The following is a 17,870-nucleotide window of genomic DNA, read 5'->3' as shown; positions in this document are numbered from 1 at the left end:
GCCGATGCGGCGCGGGTTCAAATAAAAATCCCGCACAAGTCGGGCCTGCACGGTTGGGCCCGCGACGGCGCGGGTCGACAGGGACGCATGGACGCGCTCAGACGCCGCTCTTGATCGTGCCCTTGGGCAGCACCATGGTCACCGCGCTGCGCTGCAGCAGTACCTCAGTGTTGGCGGCGATTTCCAGCGTGACATAGTTGTCGTTGATTTTGCTGATCTTGCCCACGACGCCGCCCGTGGTCACCACTTCGTCGCCCTTGGCCAGCGCAGCCAGCATGGCGCGCAGTTCCTTTTGCTTTTTCATCTGCGGACGCAGCATGACGAAGTACAGGATGACGAACATCACGATGATGGGCAGCAGGCTCATCAGGGTGGAACCTGCACTGGGTGCGGGGGCAGCAGCTTGCGCGTGGGCAACAGAAATAAGGTTCATGGGGAAGATGGAACGGTGGATTTCATCGGCATCCTGGCTCGTGGCCAGGGTCGGTTAGCCGCGTATTGTCGCAAAGCTGAGGCCGGGTGCCGCAAATTTCTTCAAATCTCTCAGTCGTGCCCCGCCCCCTGTCGCACAAAGACCATAAGATGACCGCTTTCATTTAAGGGCCCTGCACCATGAAACGTCTGCGCATTGGCATCGTTGGCGGTACCGGCTACACCGGGGTGGAGCTGTTGCGGCTGCTGGCCCGCCACCCCCAGGCCGAGCTGGCCGCCATCACCTCGCGCAAGGAAGCGGGCACCCCGGTGGCCGATATGTTCCCCAGCCTGCGCGGGCAGGTCGATCTTGCCTTCACCACGCCGGACGACGCACCGCTGCACACCTGCGACATCGTCTTTTTCGCCACGCCGCACGGGGTGGCCATGGCTCAGGCCCGGCGGCTGCTCGATGCCGGTGTGCGCCTTATCGATCTGGCCGCCGACTTCCGCCTGCAAAACCTGACCGAGTTCACCCAGTGGTACGGCATGGAGCACGCCTGCCCCGATCTGCTGCAAGAGGCGGTTTACGGCCTGCCGGAACTGCACCGCGAGGCCATTGCCAAGGCCAGTATTGTTGCCAATCCCGGCTGCTATCCCACCACGGTGCAGCTGGGCTTTGCCCCCCTGCTGCGCACCCCCGGCCTCGTGGAGGCCACCCACCTCATGGCCAACTGCGCCTCGGGGGTTTCGGGCGCGGGCCGCAAGGCGGAAATCGGTCTGCTGTTCAGCGAAGCTTCGGACAATTTCAAGGCCTACGGCGTCAAAGGGCACCGGCATGGGCCTGAAATCAACGAACAACTGCGCCGCATCGCGGGCGCGCCCCCCGGCAGCAGCGCGGTCGACTGCCTGTTCGTGCCGCATCTCACCCCCATGATTCGCGGCATGCATGCCACCTTGTCGGCCCGCCTCACGCCCGCCGGGCAGGCCCTCGACCTGCAAGCGCTGTACGCCTCGTTCTATGCGAAAGAGCCTTTCGTCGATGTGCTGCCCCCGGGCAGTGCGCCTGAAACCCGCTCGGTGCGCGGCGCCAATACCCTGCGGCTCGCGGTGCACAAGCCGCGCCCCGATAGGGCCCTGATCCTGGTCGTTCAGGACAACCTCACCAAAGGCGCCTCGGGCCAGGCGGTGCAGAACATGAATGTGATGTTCGGCCTGCCCGAAAACATGGGACTGGACGGGCTGGCGGTATTGCCCTGATTTTTGCCGTAAACCCGCAGACGGGAACAAGGTCTTGCGCGGCACTAAAATTGCGTACAACTTAAAGGAGTACCCCATGAGCGCCATGCTTGATACCGCCCCCACCGCCGAAATGGCCGCCCCGCCCGCCCCCCTGCTGTTCACCGACAGCGCGGCGGCCAAGGTCAAGGAGCTGATCGACGAGGAAGGCAACAATGACCTGAAGCTGCGCGTGTTCGTGCAAGGCGGCGGTTGCTCCGGCTTTCAATACGGCTTCACGTTCGACGAAGCGGTGAACGAAGACGACACGCAGATGGTAAAAAACGGCGTCACCCTGCTGATCGACGCCATGAGCCTGCAATATCTGGTGGGCGCCGAGATCGACTACAAGGATGGCCTCGAAGGCGCCCAGTTCGTCATCAAGAACCCGAACGCCACCACCACCTGCGGCTGCGGCTCGTCGTTTTCGGTTTGAGCGAACGCCTTCGGCTGGCTTAAAAACGCCCCGAAACCGCCTTTGAAGGCGGTTTTTTGGTTTCAAGCCGGATAGACCGCCCCGAGCACCCGTGGGCCAGCGGCCCCGGTGACGGCGGACAGGTTGCCCGGCAGGCCCAACAAGGTTTGCTGCGCCAGCCAGGCGAAGGCGGCGGCTTCGACCTGTTCGGCGGGTATGCCGCTGTGGTCGCTCGGGCGGCAGGTCACGCCGGGGAGCGCCTGCTGTAGGCGGCTTAGCAGGTCGGTATTGCGCGCGCCGCCGCCGCAGATCACTAACTCGCAAACGCCGGGCATGGCGCGCCGCAACGCCTCGGCCACGCTGTGTGCGGTCAATGCCGCTAGCGTGGCCTGCACATCCTGGGGCGAAGCTTGGGCCGCATGAGCCGACAGATGGCGTTCGAGCCAGGCCGGATGAAAGTCGTCGCGACCGGTGCTTTTTGGGGCGGCACGCGAGAAGTAGGGATCGGCCAGAAATTGCGCGAGCAAATCCGCCCGCACCGCGCCGCCCGCCGCCCAGGCGCCTTGGGCGTCGTAAGGCTGCCCGAGATGGCGCTGCGTCCAATAATCGAGCAGGGCGTTGCCGGGGCCGGTGTCGAAACCAAGGGTGTGGCCATCGGCAAACAGCAGGCTGAGATTGGCAAAGCCGCCGAGGTTGAGTACGGCGACATCGGCGCCCGCCACCGCGAACACGGCGCGATGAAACGCGGGCACCAGCGGCGCGCCCTGGCCGCCGGCCGCCACGTCGCGGCTGCGGAAGTCGGCCACCACCGCGATGCCGCAACGCTCGGCCAGCAAGGCCGGCGCATTGATTTGCGCGGTGTAGCCGAGATCGGGACGATGACGCACCGTCTGCCCATGCGCTCCGATGGCGCGAACCGATGCGGCGCTCACGCCGCTGTCGCGCAGCAGGGTGGCGACGACTTCGGCGTAGAGGTCGACGAGTTGCTGCGCGGCGAGGGCGCTGCGGTGAAGTTCGTCGATACCCGCGGTGTTGAGGGCGAGAAATTCAGCGCGCAACCCGGCGGGAAACGCCCGCGCCGCATGGGCCAGCACCCGAGGCTGTGTGCCGGGCGCAGATTCAAGCAGCACGCCATCGACCCCGTCGAGCGAAGTGCCCGACATGAGCCCGATGAACAGGCCCGGCTCAGTCGACACGCGCCAGCCGCACGGCGTCGTCACTGCCGGCCGCAAGGGCGAGTTGGGTGCGCATCACGGCGGTGGCGGCGAAGAACGAGGCTTTTTCGCCCGGCGGCAAAGGTTTGCCCTGCGGCACATAGCTGGCCATGCGCAGCGGATCGATCAGCCGCCCGGCGGCATGAAATTCGAAATGCAGATGCGGCCCGGTGGAGGTGCCGGTATTGCCGGTCTTGCCGATGTTCTGGCCTTCGCTCACGGTCTGGCCCGGCTTGACGGCGATGCTGCTCAAGTGGGCGTAGACCGTCTCGAAACCGCCAGGATGCGCGATTTTGATCACGTTGCCATAGCCGCTCTGTACCCCGGCAAACTTCACCCGGCCCTCGGCGACGCTGGGCACCGGAGTGCCGATGCGCGCGGCGAAATCGACACCCTCATGCATTTCACGGCGCCCGCTCACCGGATGCATGCGCAGGCCGAAGGGCGACGTCACCTTGGCGCCCGGCAGCGGCGTCGCGGCCCAGGCTTTTTCCAGCCCCTGGCCGGCAGGGGTGTAGTAGCCACCGGCGGCATCACCGTGCGCGGCAAACCACACTGCCTGACGCACCACGCCACGGCTGCGCACTTCCGCCGCCAGCAGGCGGCCCGGGCGCAGCTCGCGGCCGTCGAGCGTCTGCATTTCGTATACCAGCGCGACCTGATCGCCCTTGCGCAGACTGCGGCGCAAGTCGATCTGTGGAGCGAATGCCTTGACCAGCTGCGCACCGACTGGCGAAGGTACGCCGGACTGGCTCAGCGCGGTCGTCAAAGCGCCGCGCACCGATATGTTGGCCAGCCGCGTGCGGGGTTCGAGCTTGCGTTCGGTGGTCGATACCTGCAAGGTGCCGTCGGCACCGGGCTGCACCGTGAGTTCGCGCCAAACCGGGGCGGCCAGCGGATCGGTTCCCGCAGGCATGGGAAGCACGGCGGCAAGCTGCAGCAATTCGCCCTGTGCATTCACCTGCGCCCGCACGGGTTCGGGCCCGCCGCCTGCGGCGAGCAGCGCGCGGAAACTTGCATTCTTGCCGAGCTGCGCGATGGCGGCCGGATCGGTCACGCCCAGGCGTTTGAGCAATTGCTGCACGGTGTCCCGATGCCGCACCGAGGTGCTGCTGGCATAACGCAGATCGACCGCAGCAAGCGCTTCGGTCTGTCCCTGAACATCGTTGTCGAGCACGGTAGCGAGAGTGGCGCGCGGCGGCAGCTGCGGCTGCGCCTCGACCAGGGCATAAGCCCCGGCGCTGCTCAGCAGCAGAGCGCCGCCCACGCTGGCGGCCAGACGCCGCGGATGTGCACGCAGCGCCTGCACCACCTCGGCCGAGCGTTGCGACACCCACAGCGCCGCCTCATGAGAAAACGCAGGGCCGCCCCAAGTTTTCTTGTCCACCTCGCAGCTTGCAAGCCGCTCGGATTCGGCTCCGTCCAAGCTGCCACAGGGCAGCTTGGAGCCGCGGGCCTCATCCCCCTCGGGGGGCCTGACGCGAACGCGGCAGGTCTGGGGGCGCTCTTGAGCGCGCAGCGCCTTAGCCATGCTGCGGCTCCTTGGCGGCCTGCGCGGCGGCATCGACCACCGGGCTGCCGCCATCGAGGACGGCAAGCAGATGGCGCGGTTCAGCCGTTTGCGCCAGAAATTCCGGCTTGAGCGCGGCCGGAACCGCCGTGCCCTTGGGCGAATAGTGCGCAATGTCCAGGGGATTGACCGGCGTGCCGTGCACGAAAAACTGGAAATACACATGCGGCCCGGTGGACCAGCCGGTATTGCCCGACAGCGCCACCACCTCGCCTTGCTTGACCGACTCGCCCACATGCACCTTGAACGCGCTCAGATGCGCATAGATGGTGGCAAAACCGCCGGGATGATCGACCTTGACATATTTGCCGTAGCCCGTGCCCCAGCCCGCATACACCACACGGCCGTCGGCGATGGTCTTGACCGGCGTGCCCACGGGAATGGCCAGATCGATGCCCTTGTGGAATTCATGGAAGTGCATCACCGGGTTTTCGCGCCAGCCCCAGCCTGAAGTGATGCGGTCGTAGGGCAGGGGGGACAGCAGGAAGGCGCGGCTCAGGCTGTCGCCATTGGGCGCGTAATAGCCGGAAACTTTGGCAACCCCCTTGGCATCGCCCTTGGCGTCGAACCACACGGCTTTGTAGTCGTGGCCCTGGTTGACGAATTCAGCCGACACCAGGCGGCCATCGGCCAGCGTCTGGCCCTGCGCCTGATAGACCCGGTACACCACATTGAAACGGTCGCCCGGACGCAGATTGCGGCGGAAGTTGATCTGGGTGTCGAACACGTCGATCAGTTGCGAGGCCACATTGCGTGGCATCCCGGCCTCGTCGGCTGCGGCGAAAAAGCTGGATTTCACCGTGCCGCTGGCCACACGCAAAACCGGCTGAACGAGGCGCGATTGCGGCCGCACGTCCCAGCCTGTTGGCGTGGCCTTGACCGTCAGTTCGCGCAACTGGCGCGCCTTCTGGGCGCCCTCGGCCACCGGCTTGAGCCCGGGCAAACGGCCGTGCAGCGACTGCAATTCGCCCAGATTGCTCACCTGGGCCGCGACCACGCGGCCGGGATCTCCGGTGACCAGAGCCCGCAGATCGGCTTGCGCGCTGAGCTGGCGCAACTGCTGCGGATCGGTCACCTGCAGACGGCGCAGCAGCGATTCGACGGTATCGCTTGCCCGCACATGCGCCGTGGTGTAGACCACCTGATCGGCATTCGAGAGCTCATCGGCCTGCTGCGGCGCGGTGCTCGCCACCGCCACGCTGACCCAGGTCGGCGCGGGCGGATGCGCCTGCGGCCCTTCGTAAGCCAGGGCGAAGGCGGCGGCGCTGGTCAGCAGCAAACCACTTCCCACCCCCGCCAAAACCCGTTTGTGATGCTGATGCATCCAACCGGCCAAACTCTGCGCGCCTTGCGCCGCAGACTGCTTGAATTCGACAAACGACATTCCCACTCCTCACACTTCAGGCTGTGGCGCGCACGCCGTCCCGACAATGGAAAGTGGCGCCGAAGGCTCTGCCTCCGACACCGTGATGGCACCACCGACAACGGGCGGCGAGACGCGGCAAGCATCTGCGAGCGCACCCTGGGCGCGGCTGAACGGTCTGCGCATGTGTGTTTCACACTCGCTTGCCGCCCAACAGTCACGCTGTGGCACCGAATACACTGCACCCTTTGCTGAAGCAGGCGCAGCACGGACATAAAGGCGCGAGTCTAACAGCCCGCTTGGCGCATTTTTCGATTCTCCCCATGATGGACTCCAACTCTCCCGTCGAACTTCCCGACGCCGTGCGCAACGCACTGGCCATCACCAAACGCGGCTGCGCCGAACTGCTGGTGGAGGCCGACTGGATCGCCAAACTGACCCGCAGCCACCAAACCGGCCAGCCGCTGCGCATCAAACTCGGCCTCGACCCCACTGCGCCCGACATTCATATCGGCCACACCGTGGTGCTCAACAAGCTTAGGCAGTTGCAAGATCTGGGCCACACGGTCATTTTTCTTATCGGCGATTTCACCTCGCGCATCGGCGATCCGTCCGGGCGCAACGCCACCCGTCCGCCGCTGACGATCGAGCAGATCAAGACCAACGCCCAGACCTATTACGCCCAGGCCAGCCTGGTGCTCGACCCGCAAAAAACCGAGATTCGCTACAACTCCGAGTGGAGCGAGCCGCTGGGCGCCGACGGCATGATTCGCCTGGCCGCCAAATACACCCTAGCGCGACTGCTGGAGCGCGACGATTTCACCAAGCGGTTCAAGGAGGGCGTGCCCATTGCCATGCACGAGCTGCTCTACCCGCTGATGCAGGGTTTTGATTCGGTAGCGCTCAAGAGCGACCTCGAACTCGGCGGCACCGACCAGAAGTTCAACTTGCTGGTCGGGCGCGAACTGCAGCGCGAATACGGCCAGGAGCCGCAGTGCATTCTCACCATGCCGCTGCTCGAAGGGCTGGACGGTGTGGAAAAAATGTCCAAGTCCAAGGGCAATTACATCGGCATCCAGGAAGCTCCGGCCACCATGTTCGCCAAGCTGCTGTCCATCAGCGACGTGTTGATGTGGCGCTACTACGAGCTGCTGTCCTTCCGCCCGATGAGCGAGATTGCCGCACTCAAGGCAGAAGTCGAAGCCGGACGCAACCCGAAAGATGCCAAGGTGATGCTGGCGCGCGAACTCGTCACCCGCTTCCACTCTGCCTCCGCGGCCGACGCGGCCGAGGCCGACTTCGCCCTGCGCGCCAGCGGCGGCATTCCCGACGACATCCCGCAAGTGCAGCTCGCCCTGCCCGATGGCGGGCTGGCGCTGCCTCAGGCGCTCAAGCAGGCCGGGCTGGTGCCCTCCACCGCCGAAGGCGTGCGCATGATCGAACAGCGCGGCGTGCGCATCGACGGCACGGTGGCCGAAGACCGCACCCTCAAACTCGGCGCGGGAACCGTGGTGTTGCAGGTCGGCAAACGCAAGTTCGCCCGGGTGATGCTGGGCTGAGCCGCGCCTCGCCGGGCTGCCTCTGGCTCATTTCACCAGCCGGATGAGCCAGAGCAGCACGATGGCGCCGATGGTGGCCACGATCAGGCTGGGCAGCATGCCGCCGCCGGGAAACAGGCCCAGCAGGCGGAACAGGAAGCCGCCGATGAAGGCGCCCACCACGCCGACCACCAGATCGCCCAGCACGCCGAAGCCGCTGCCTTTGGTGATCTTGCCCGCCAGCCAGCCCGCGATCAGGCCGATGATCAGAAATCCGATAAGTCCCATGCCGCGCTCCTTTGCCCGCAAGGGCGGTTGACGATGGGCGCAAGGTAACAGCGTTGCCGCCGTTTTGTGTTACGTGCCGCGCAGCACCTGGCCGAGGTAGGGGCCGGTGACGCTGTTCGGATGGGCTGCGATGTCTTGCGGCCTGCCTTCGGCAATGAGGCGGCCGCCGCCCGCGCCGCCATTGGGGCCGAGTTCGACCACCCAGTCGGCGCTGGCGATGACGTCGAGGTTGTGCTCGATGATGACGATGGTGTTGCCGGCCTCGCGCAGTTTGAACAGCACGCCCAGCAGCAGTTCGATGTCGGCGAAGTGCAGGCCGGTGGTGGGCTCGTCGAGGATGTAGAGGGTGCGGCCGGTGTCGCGCTTGGAGAGTTCGAGCGCCAGTTTCACCCGCTGCGCCTCGCCGCCCGACAGGGTGATGGCCGACTGGCCGAGGCGGATATAGCCCAGCCCCACGTCCTTGAGCGTCTGCAGCTTGCGGGCGATGGCGGGCACCGCCGAAAAGGTCTCCAGCGCCTGCTCGACCGTGAGTTCCAGCGCCTGCGCGATGCTCAGGCCGCGGTAGGTGACTTCGAGGGTTTCGCGGTTGTAGCGCTGGCCGCCGCACACATCGCAGGGCACGTAGAGGTCGGGCATGAAGTGCATTTCCACTTTCACCGCGCCGTCGCCCTGGCAGGCTTCGCAGCGCCCGCCCTTGACGTTGAAGGAGAAGCGTCCGGCGTCGTAGCCGCGCTCGCGCGCCACGGGCGTCTGCGCGTACAGCTCGCGGATGGGGGTGAACAGCCCGGTGTAGGTGGCCGGATTGCTGCGCGGGGTGCGGCCGATGGGCGACTGATCGACCGCGATCACCTTGTCGAGCTGATCGAGCCCGTCGATGGCCGCATAAGGCGCGGCCTCCAGAGAGGCGCGGTTGAGTTCGCGCGCGCAGGCGGCGTACAGCGTGTCGTTGATCAGGGTGGATTTGCCCGAACCCGACACCCCCGCCACGCAGGTGATGCGCCCCAGCGGAAAGCGCGCGGTCACGTCGTGCAGATTGTTGCCGCAGGCGCCGCTCAGGGTGAGCCAGTGTTCGGGCGCGGCGTCCTGGCGCGGCTTGCCGCGAAACACGCTGCGCGCGCCGCTCAGATAAGCGCCGGTGATCGAGCTGGGATCGGCCATGATGGCCTGCGGCGTACCCTGGGCGATGATGCTGCCGCCGTGCTCGCCCGCGCCCGGGCCCATGTCCACCACATGATCGGCGCAGAGGATGGCGTCGGCGTCGTGCTCGACCACCAGCACGCTATTGCCCAGATCGCGCAGGCGTTTGAGGGTGGCGATCAGCCGGTCGTTGTCGCGCTGGTGCAGGCCGATGGACGGCTCGTCGAGCACGTACATCACCCCGGTCAGCCCCGAGCCGATCTGGCTGGCCAGGCGGATGCGCTGCGCCTCGCCGCCTGAGAGCGTGTCGGCGCTGCGATCCAGCGTGAGATAGTCCAGCCCCACGTCGATGAGAAAGCGCAGGCGGCTGCCGATTTCAATCACCAGCCGCGCCGCCACTTCGGCGCGCTGGCCTTCGAGCTGCAGCGTGGCGAACCAGTCGTGCAGCTCGCGCAGCGGGCGATGCGCCAGTGCCTGCAGCCGCTCGCCGCTGATGGTGACGTTGCGTGCAATCGGCCCGAGCCGCGCGCCCAGACAGTCGGGGCAAGTCTGCACAGTGCGCATGCGCGCGAGTTCCTCGCGCACCGCCGGGCTGTCGGTCTCGATCCAGCGCCGGTCGAGGTTGGGAATGATGCCCTCGAAGGGGTGCGACTTGACCGTGGGCTTGTTGCGGTCGTTCAGATAGGTGAAGGCGATGGCCTCCGAGCCGCTGCCGTGCAGCAGCACCTGGCGCACCGCCTGCGGCAACTGCTCGTAAGGCGTGTCGAGATCGAAGCCGTAATGCGCGCCCAGCGCCTGCAGCATCTGAAAGTAAAAGGCGTTGCGTTTGTCCCAGCCGCGAATCGCGCCGCTGGCCAGACTGAGCTCGGGATGGGCCACCACCCGCGCCGGGTCGAAGCGCTCGACCTCGCCGAGCCCGTCGCAAGTCGGGCAGGCGCCGACCGGATTGTTGAAGGAGAACAGCTTGGGTTCGAGCAGCGGCGCCGTCGTGCCGCAAATCGGGCAGGTGGGGCGGCTGTGAAACGTGGTCAGCTCACCGCTGTCGGCGTCGAGCGCGCCCACCGGGCCTTCGGACAGACGCAGCGCGGTCTCCAGGCTCTCAGCCAGACGCTGACGCAGATCGGGGCCGGTCTTGATGCGATCGACCACCACCTCGATGCGCTGCGGCGGCGGGGCGTCGGCATCGGGCAGGCTTTGCGCATCGACCACCACGCCGTCGAGCCGAAAACGCACAAAGCCCTGCGCCCGCAGCGCCGCCAGTCGCCCGGTGGCCGAAGCGCCCATTTGCGCCGCAGGCAGCGGCGCGAGAATGAGCAGCCGCCGTCCCTCGGGCCAGGCGACGAGCGCATCGACCATTTGCGAAATCGTCTGCGCCTGCAGCGGCTCGTCGGGATGGTTGGGGCAATGCGGCGTGCCCGCGCGGGCGTACAGCAGCCGCAGGTAATCGTGAATTTCCGTCACCGTGCCTACGGTGGAGCGCGGGTTGTGGCTGGTGGCCTTCTGCTCGATGGCGATGGCCGGGGCCAGCCCTTCGATCAGATCGACATCGGGCTTTTCCATCAACTGCAAAAACTGCCGCGCATAGGCCGACAGGCTTTCCACATAGCGGCGCTGCCCCTCGGCGTACAGCGTGTCGAACGCCAGCGACGACTTGCCCGAACCCGACAGCCCGGTGATGACCACCAGCTTGTTGCGCGGCAGATCGAGCGAGATGTTCTTCAGATTGTGAGTGCGCGCCCCGCGCACGCGAATCAGCGCCTCGGCCTGGGTGCTGGCCAGCGGTTCAAACGAGGAGGCAAGGTCATTCATGGGCGAGGGCGGAAAAAAGTCAACCTGACACTATAAAGCGCCAAGCCACTTCAGGCGAAGCCGGGAAATTCACGCCGAGTAAATTGCGCCAGGCACCGGTTTTGCTGAAACGGTATGTAAACACGGGCACTTCTCGACAGAGTCCGTCACGAATCTGGGCGGCGTTTCAGCGAAAATGTCGCCTCAATCTTGCCGAGCGCTTGTGCATCGCCCTGTTTGTTTCAGGCCCCGCCGTGGCGCGGCCCTCCAGAGTTCCAGACGATGGCTTCCAAATCTTCCCGATCGACCAATACCACAGCCCCCAAGGACGCCATGACGCCCGCCGAGCGCCGCGCCAGCAGTACGCTGGCGTCGATCTACGGCCTGCGCATGCTGGGGCTGTTTTTCATCCTGCCGGTGTTTTCCATCTACGCCGAGCATCTGCCGCACGGACACGATAAATTCCTCGTCGGTCTGGCGCTGGGCATCTACGGCCTGACGCAAGCGGTGCTGCAGATTCCCTTCGGCGTGGCCAGCGACCGCTTCGGCCGCAAGCCGGTGATGGTGTTCGGACTGCTGATTTTCGCCATCGGCTCATTCGTCGCCGGAGCGAGCGACAACCTCTACCTCATCATCATCGGCCGCGCCATTCAGGGCGCCGGGGCCATTTCGGCGGCCATCTCGGCCATGATTGCCGACTCCACCCGCGACCAACACCGCACCAAGGCCATGGCCATGGTGGGCATGACCATCGGCTTTTCCTTCATCCTCTCGCTGGTGCTGGGCCCGCCCATCTATCACGCCATCTCGGTGCCCGGCATGTTCGACCTCACCGGCATTCTTGCGCTACTGGCCATTGCCGTGGTCATCTGGATCGTGCCCAACGTACCCATGACCACGCACTCTGAAGAGGTGCAGGGCCACTGGGCCAAGGCGGTGTTCACCCCGGCGCTGCTCAAGCTCGACTTCTCGATTTTTGTCGTCAACTTTCTGCAGGTCAGCATGTTCGTGGTGGTGCCGGTGGCGCTGGTGAAATACGCCGGCATTCCCCTGCTGCATCACTGGATGGTTTATCTGCCCGTCACGCTGATTTCGTTTGCCGTATCCATTCCCGGCATCATCTACGCTGAGAAATACGGCTATATGAAACCCGTGTTCGTCGGCGGCGTGGCGCTGCTGGTGCTGACCATGCTGGGCTTTGCAGCAGGCTACAAAAACCCCGTGGCGCTCATCGCCGCGCTGTTCTTCTTCTTTCTCTCCTTCAACTTGATGGAAGCGCTGCTGCCCTCGCTGGTGTCGCGCACCGCGCCTGCCAACCGCAAGGGCCTGGCCATGGGCGTGTACAACACCGGGCAATCGCTCGGCTTGTTTGCCGGTGGCGCGGTGGGCGGATGGCTGTCGCAATACAGCAGCGAAGATGTGTTTTTTGTCGCTGCCGCGCTGGCCGCGCTGGCCGCGCTGTGGCTGCTGGTGTCGTTCACCATCCAGCCCCCGCCCAATCGCCACAAACCCGCCGAAGCCGACGCCGCCTCCGCGCAGCCGCAAAACGCCTGAACCCCTAGCCGCACCTCACCCCGGCCGCGAGTGAGGCAGCGGCTGGCGTTATGCTTGCCGCCATCGTCCCGCAGCCCGCGGGACGCCGCAATTCAGGACACCTCATGGCCTCCGTCAACAAAGTCATTCTCGTCGGCAATCTCGGCCGCGACCCCGAAACCCGCTTCGCCCCCAGCGGCTCCGCCATCTGCAACATCACCCTCGCCACGTCGCGCAACTGGAAAGACAAATCCAGCGGCGAAAAACGCGAGGAAACCGAGTGGCACCGCGTGGTGTTCTACGACAAGCTCGCCGAAATCGCGGGCGAATACCTCAAAAAAGGCCGCCCGGTGTATGTGGAAGGCCGCCTGAAAACCCGCAAGTGGACCGACAAGGACGGCGTCGAAAAATACACCACCGAAATCATCGCCGAAGAAATGCAACTGCTCGGCGGCCGTGAAGGCGGGGGCGGCGGTGCAGACGACGAAGGCTACAGCCGCAACCGTGAGACCGACTCAGACCGCGCCTCACCCAGCCGCCCCGCCCCCAGCCGCGCCCCCGCCCCGGCCGCCAGCAAACCGGCGAGCGACTTCAGCGATATGGACGACGACATACCTTTTTAGATTTTGATAAGAAGTCGTTCTGTATCGTTGGATCCTTAAGTTACTGACAGCGCTTGATTTTTATGTCGAGCGCTGTTTCTTTTTCTGAATCCGGCAGACACTGATAATCGTTTAGGAAGATCTGGGCGAGTTTGTGCAGTGCTACCACCCGGCGAACCGGCATGACCGGAACGCCACGTGGTCAGCCGACAACCCCGAATGCCGCTGGCGCGCCTACGACTATGAAGAACGCATCAACCGCGACAAGGCCAGTCCGGACATTTTCTGGCTGAAGGACGATTCACTTTCCGACACGGACAACCTGCCCGCGCCAGAGGTGAGGGCCGCCGAAATCGTGGACGATCTCGAAGCCGCACTGGAGCAGTTCCGCCTGATTGCCGCCGAGTCCGAAGCGCTGCGCTGACCGGGCGGCCAGCGACGACTCGGCACTTCAACCCAGCTTGACCCACAGCCAGCACGGTGCACCTTGTCGTGTGCTGGCGAGCGGTTAGGCTGGGGAAGCTCTGAACCCTGCACTGCGGACTTCACCAAGCCGTACCGATACACCCCCCGGGGGTAAATCCGCCATGAAGCGGTAGCCCACGCCCAACTCGGTGAGCAGGTGCTTCGGGCGGGCGGGGTCGTCTTCGAGTTTGTGGCGCAGGCGGCCCATGTAGATACGCAGGTAGTGGCCATGCTCCACCGCACCGGGGCCCCAGACTTCGCGCAGCAGTTGCCGGTGGGTGAGCACTTGGCCGGGGCGGCTGGCCAGGGCACAGAGCAGGCGATATTCGACGGCGGTGAGGCGCAGGTCTTCGCCGTCGCGCCGCACGAGGCGGCGCACGCGGTCAAGCTCGACGCGGCCGAAGCGCAGCGGCACCGATGGCGCGGCCTCGCTCACGGGCGGGCGGCGCAACGCGGCGCGCACCCGCGCCAGCAGTTCGGCCACACCGAAGGGTTTGCCGAGAAAGTCATCGGCGCCCAGATCGAGGGCACTTACCTTGACGCCTTCGGCCGAGCGGGCCGAGAGCACGAGCAGCGGCGCGCCGCTCCAGCCGCGGAACTGGTGGATGAAGTCGATGCCATCGCCGTCGGGCAGGCCCAGATCGAGGATGACGAGGTCGGGCTTGCGCGAGGCGGCGTCGATCAGCCCGCGCGCCATGCTGTCGGCCTCGCAGACGCGCCAGCCCTCGGCTTCGAGCGCCGTGCGCACGACGTGGCGGATCTCGGCCTCGTCTTCGATCACCAGGATGAGGCTGGAGGGTGTGGTCATGGCACGACCCTCCGTGCTGCGCGCAACTCCCCAAGGGCGTTGCGCGCCTCCTCGCAGCGACCGTGCGGCGCAGTCATGGGGTCGGCCCGGCGGGTTCAGTGCCGAGTTCGGCGGCGGCGTCGAGCGGCGGCATCTCGTGCAGGGGCAGGAGCACGTTGAACGCAGCCCCGCCCTCGGGGGCGTTGGCTGCCGTCACCCGGCCCCCATGAGCTTCGACGATGGCGCGGCAGATCGCAAGCCCCAGGCCTACACCCGGGATGGGCGATTCAGGATCGCCACGGGTGAAGGTCTCGAAGACCGCCCGCTCGCGCCCTGCGGGCAGGCCTGGCCCGCGGTCCCAGACGGTGATCTCGGCTTCGGCTCCGCGCACGCGGGCGCGCACGCCCAGCAGGGTGCCGGGCGGGGTGAACTTGAGCGCGTTGTCGAGCAGGTTGACCAGCACGCGTTCGAGCAGCACGGCGTCGGCCCGCACCAGCGGAAAGTCTGCGGGAAGGTCGATCTGCAGCGGATGCTGCGCCAGGGCAGCGGCATCGACGGCGCGCAGCGCGCTGCCAACCAGCTCCTCGACCGATTGCCAGTCCTGCCGCAGCGTGACCTGCCCGGACTGCAGGCGGGCCATGTCGAGCAGATCGTCCACCATGCGGGCCAGCCGCCGCGACTGCTGCAACAGGCTGAGCGCCTGGCTGTGCAACGTGGCGGCATCGCCTGGTGGATGAGCGACCAGACGCGTGGAGAGGACTTCAGCCGTGCCCACCAGGGCGGTCAGCGGGGTGCGCAGATCGTGCGACAGCGCCGACAGCAGGGAGTTGCGCATGCGCTCGGCCTGCATGGCCAGCAGGGTATCTTGTGCCACGCTGACGAAGTGGATGCGTTCGAGCGCAATAGCGATCTGGGTGGCGCAGGTTTCCAGCAAGCGGCGCAGCTCGGGAATGGTGGATAGGCGGGTGTTACCGGGGTCGACGACGAGCACGCCGCGCACCCGCATCGGCGCCTTCAGCGGCAGGTAGAACAGCGGCGCGCCGGGCAGGGTGTCAGTGCCTTGGCCGGCTGGCGCGCCGCGCTGCAGGCACCAGCGCGCCAGCTCGGCGTCGAAAGGCAGGAGGGCATCGGCAGCCACGTCTGCCGAAGGCTGCAGGCGCTCGTCCAGACCGAGCACCAGCAGCGTGGCCCGGCAGCGGAAACTGGCCTGCACCACGCGTGTGCCGATCTCGGCCACCTGATCGACGGTGAGCGCGCCCGAAAGCTCGCGCGAGAGTTCGTAGAGATCGTGGGTGCGGCGCTCGCGCTGACCCGCGACTCGGGCCTGGAAATGCAGGTGCGAGGTGAGGTGGCCGATGAGCAGGCCCACGCCCAGCATCACGCTGAAGGTGAAGACGTATTGCACGTCGCTCACAGCGAACGAAAAGCGCGGCGGCACGTAGAAGAAATCGAAGGCCAGCACGTTGACCACCGCCGCCAGTGCCGCGGGCCCGCGGCCGAAGCGCAGCGCCACCGCGACCACGCCGAGCATGAACAGCATGACGGTGTTCGACAGGTCGAAGTAGCTGCGCAGCGGGCTGGCCAGCAGGGTGATGGCGCCAGAGATCAGCAGCGCGGCCAGGTAGCGCCGCATCAGTGCATCGGCCGACGGCAGAGCGGGATGCAGCCCGGCCAGGGCCGTGGGCGGCGAACGCGCGTCGCGGGTGATGAGGATGAGGTCGAGATCGGGCGCCTGCCGCGCCAGCACCGCCGTGGTCGAGCGCCCCAGCACCCGGCGCCACCAGGGCCAGCGCGGGGCGCGGCCGAGCACGACGCGGTTGAGGTTGTGGGTTCGGGCATAGGCCAGCGCGGCCTCGGCGGCGTGGGGACCGGCCAGCATGGCGGTCTGCGCACCCAGGTCGCGGGCGCGCTGCAGCAGCGCGAGGGCATGGTCGCGCTGCGCCTCGCTGGCGCCTTGCAGCGCGGGGGTCTCCACCGTGATGACGTGCCAGCGCGCATGCAGCGCGTCGGCCAGGCGGGCGGCGGCGCGCACCAGGCCGATGTCGTCGCGCGGGCCCGCGCACACCAGCAGGGCCTCGGCCGCGTCCCACACGGCACCGCCCACGCGGCGGCTGCGGTAGTCGCGCATCTCGCCTTCGACCTGCTCGGCGGTGAGCCGCAGCGCGAGCTGGCGCAGCGCCAGCAGATTGCCTTTGCGAAAGAAATTGCGCACGGCGTGCGCGGCCTGTTCGGGGAGATAGACCTTGCCGTCCTTGAGGCGTTGCAGCAGGTCGTCGGGCGGCAGATCGACCAGCACCACTTCATCGGCCCGCTCGAAGATGCGGTCGGGCAGGGTTTCGCGCACCTGCACGCCGGTGATGCCGCCGACGATGTCGCTCACGCTCTCGAGGTGCTGGACGTTCAGCGTGGTGTAGAGGTCGATGCCGGCGTCCAGCAGTTCCTCCACGTCCTGCCAGCGTTTGGGATGTCGGCTGCCCGGTGCGTTGCTGTGCGCCAGTTCGTCGACCAGCAGCACGGCGGGGCGACGTGCCAGCGCCGCGGCTGGATCGAACTCGCGCAGCAGGTGCGCGCCGTGACGCACCTCGCGCAGTGGAATCTGCTCCAGCCCTTCCAGCAGCCGGGCCGTCTCGGCGCGGCCGTGGGTTTCGACCAGGCCGACGCAGACGTCCACGCCCTCGTCGCGCAGGCGGCGCGCGGCCATAAGCATGGCGTAGGTCTTGCCGACACCGGGCGAGGCGCCAAAAAAGAGCTTGAGCCGACCGCGCTGCGCCTGCTCGGCGTCCTGCTGGACCTGGGCCAGCAGCGCATCGGGAGAGGGGCGAATGTCGGGATCGGTCAAGGTGTCAGGGTCACTCGGCGCGTTGCGGCGGCGTGCCGTCGAGGGCCAGGTTCAATTCCAGCACATTCACCCGAGGTGTGCCAAACAGGCCAAGCCAGCGCGGGTGCGCCTGCGCGTCGATCAGCGCCTGCACCCGGCCCAGCGGCAGATGCCGCACCCGCGCCACGCGCGCCGCCTGATACCGGGCCGCGGCCAGCGAGATGTCGGGATCGAGCCCGCTGGCCGACGCGGTGACCAGATCGACCGGCACCGGCGCGGTGTTGCCCGGATCGGCCGCGCGCAGCGCGGCGATGCGGGCACGCACGGCCTCCAGCAGCGCCGGATTGGTCGGCCCCAGGTTGGAGCCGCCGGAGGCCAGACCGTTGTAGGGGTAGGTCGCCGTGGCCGAGGGGCGGCTCCAGAAGTAGCCCGGGGCGGTGAAGTTCTGCCCGATCAGCGCCGTGCCGACGGCACGGCCTTGCCGCGCCAGCACCGAGCCATTGGCCTGCCAGGGAAAGACGAGCTGGGCCAGGCCGGTGACGGCCAGCGGATAGAGCAGGCCGGTGATCAAGGCAAGCAGGATCAGCAGGCTGAGTGCGGGGCGCAAATGGGATGTCATGGCGGTGAAAGCGGTGTGAGAGCAACGGATGGGAAGCAGGCCGA

Annotated in this window: 15 protein-coding genes; 6 read left to right on the top strand and 9 right to left on the bottom strand. The window is 66.7% G+C overall.

All coding sequences use genetic code 11. The features are described 5' to 3' along the window. Positions 1-97: 97 nt before the first annotated feature. Positions 98-433, bottom strand: coding sequence for a preprotein translocase subunit YajC (yajC, locus tag BIO17B3_RS09890; RefSeq protein ID WP_156053910.1), 336 nt, complete (start codon positions 431-433; stop codon positions 98-100). A 179-nt stretch (positions 434-612) separates the two neighbouring features. Here yajC and argC point away from each other — a divergent pair, with 179 nt between their 5' ends. Beyond that, positions 613-1,671 (top strand): N-acetyl-gamma-glutamyl-phosphate reductase, encoded by a 1,059-nt coding sequence (argC, locus tag BIO17B3_RS09885; protein WP_156053909.1) that lies wholly within the window; start codon positions 613-615, stop codon positions 1,669-1,671. A gap of 76 nt (positions 1,672-1,747) precedes the next feature. Next, a complete protein-coding gene (gene erpA, locus BIO17B3_RS09880) occupies positions 1,748-2,125 on the top strand; it encodes an iron-sulfur cluster insertion protein ErpA (RefSeq protein WP_013104241.1) in 378 nt (125 codons plus the stop codon). 62 nt (positions 2,126-2,187) lie between these two features. Here erpA and BIO17B3_RS09875 read toward each other — a convergent pair whose 3' ends face one another. Genes BIO17B3_RS09875 through BIO17B3_RS09865 form a run of 3 tightly spaced genes read right to left on the bottom strand, consistent with a single transcriptional unit; the run spans position 2,188 to position 6,272 of the window. Further along, positions 2,188-3,300 (bottom strand): anhydro-N-acetylmuramic acid kinase, encoded by a 1,113-nt coding sequence (locus BIO17B3_RS09875; RefSeq protein WP_156053908.1) that lies wholly within the window; start codon positions 3,298-3,300, stop codon positions 2,188-2,190. Beyond that, complete coding sequence (locus BIO17B3_RS09870; protein WP_232054254.1) at positions 3,290-4,849, bottom strand: M23 family metallopeptidase; 1,560 nt, start codon at positions 4,847-4,849, stop codon at positions 3,290-3,292. Before BIO17B3_RS09870 ends, BIO17B3_RS09875 begins: the two co-directional genes overlap by 11 nt. Then, positions 4,842-6,272 (bottom strand): M23 family metallopeptidase, encoded by a 1,431-nt coding sequence (locus BIO17B3_RS09865; protein WP_156053907.1) that lies wholly within the window; start codon positions 6,270-6,272, stop codon positions 4,842-4,844. The genes BIO17B3_RS09870 and BIO17B3_RS09865 overlap by 8 nt, the downstream gene beginning before the upstream one ends. A 302-nt stretch (positions 6,273-6,574) precedes the next feature. Between BIO17B3_RS09865 and tyrS the strand changes: the two genes are divergently transcribed. Further along, positions 6,575-7,810 (top strand): tyrosine--tRNA ligase, encoded by a 1,236-nt coding sequence (tyrS, locus tag BIO17B3_RS09860; RefSeq protein WP_156053906.1) that lies wholly within the window; start codon positions 6,575-6,577, stop codon positions 7,808-7,810. Positions 7,811-7,837: 27 nt separating this feature from the next. Here the strand turns inward: tyrS and BIO17B3_RS09855 are convergent, their stop codons facing one another. Both BIO17B3_RS09855 and uvrA read right to left on the bottom strand, forming a co-directional pair. Then, positions 7,838-8,077 carry a GlsB/YeaQ/YmgE family stress response membrane protein gene (locus BIO17B3_RS09855; RefSeq protein WP_013104236.1) on the bottom strand — a complete coding sequence of 80 codons (240 nt, stop codon included), beginning with the start codon at positions 8,075-8,077 and terminating at the stop codon, positions 7,838-7,840. 69 nt (positions 8,078-8,146) lie between these two features. Continuing rightward, a complete protein-coding gene (gene uvrA, locus BIO17B3_RS09850) occupies positions 8,147-11,023 on the bottom strand; it encodes an excinuclease ABC subunit UvrA (protein ID WP_156053905.1) in 2,877 nt (958 codons plus the stop codon). A 261-nt stretch (positions 11,024-11,284) separates the two neighbouring features. Here uvrA and BIO17B3_RS09845 point away from each other — a divergent pair, with 261 nt between their 5' ends. The 3 genes from BIO17B3_RS09845 to BIO17B3_RS09835 all read left to right on the top strand — a co-directional run bounded on the left by BIO17B3_RS09845 (position 11,285) and on the right by BIO17B3_RS09835 (position 13,561). Further along, entirely contained in the window at positions 11,285-12,556 is a 1,272-nt protein-coding gene (locus BIO17B3_RS09845) for an MFS transporter (RefSeq protein WP_156053904.1), read from the top strand. A 104-nt stretch (positions 12,557-12,660) separates the two neighbouring features. Beyond that, positions 12,661-13,158 carry a single-stranded DNA-binding protein gene (ssb, locus tag BIO17B3_RS09840; RefSeq protein WP_156053903.1) on the top strand — a complete coding sequence of 166 codons (498 nt, stop codon included), beginning with the start codon at positions 12,661-12,663 and terminating at the stop codon, positions 13,156-13,158. Between the two features lie 133 nt (positions 13,159-13,291). Beyond that, complete coding sequence (locus BIO17B3_RS09835) at positions 13,292-13,561, top strand: hypothetical protein (RefSeq protein WP_156053902.1); 270 nt, start codon at positions 13,292-13,294, stop codon at positions 13,559-13,561. 84 nt (positions 13,562-13,645) lie between these two features. Here BIO17B3_RS09835 and BIO17B3_RS09830 read toward each other — a convergent pair whose 3' ends face one another. The 3 genes from BIO17B3_RS09830 to kdpC all read right to left on the bottom strand — a co-directional run bounded on the left by BIO17B3_RS09830 (position 13,646) and on the right by kdpC (position 17,826). Beyond that, a complete protein-coding gene (locus BIO17B3_RS09830) occupies positions 13,646-14,410 on the bottom strand; it encodes a response regulator (protein WP_232054253.1) in 765 nt (254 codons plus the stop codon). 73 nt (positions 14,411-14,483) lie between these two features. After that, complete coding sequence (locus BIO17B3_RS09825; RefSeq protein WP_156053901.1) at positions 14,484-17,228, bottom strand: DUF4118 domain-containing protein; 2,745 nt, start codon at positions 17,226-17,228, stop codon at positions 14,484-14,486. 10 nt (positions 17,229-17,238) lie between these two features. After that, positions 17,239-17,826 (bottom strand): potassium-transporting ATPase subunit KdpC, encoded by a 588-nt coding sequence (kdpC, locus tag BIO17B3_RS09820; protein ID WP_156053900.1) that lies wholly within the window; start codon positions 17,824-17,826, stop codon positions 17,239-17,241. Positions 17,827-17,870 lie beyond the last annotated feature (44 nt).

This window comes from Thiomonas sp. OC7 (genome assembly GCF_900634595.1).
GTDB classification, from domain to species: Bacteria; Pseudomonadota; Gammaproteobacteria; order Burkholderiales; family Burkholderiaceae_C; genus Thiomonas; species Thiomonas arsenitoxydans.
This window is presented reverse-complemented; position numbering and strand designations above follow the sequence as displayed.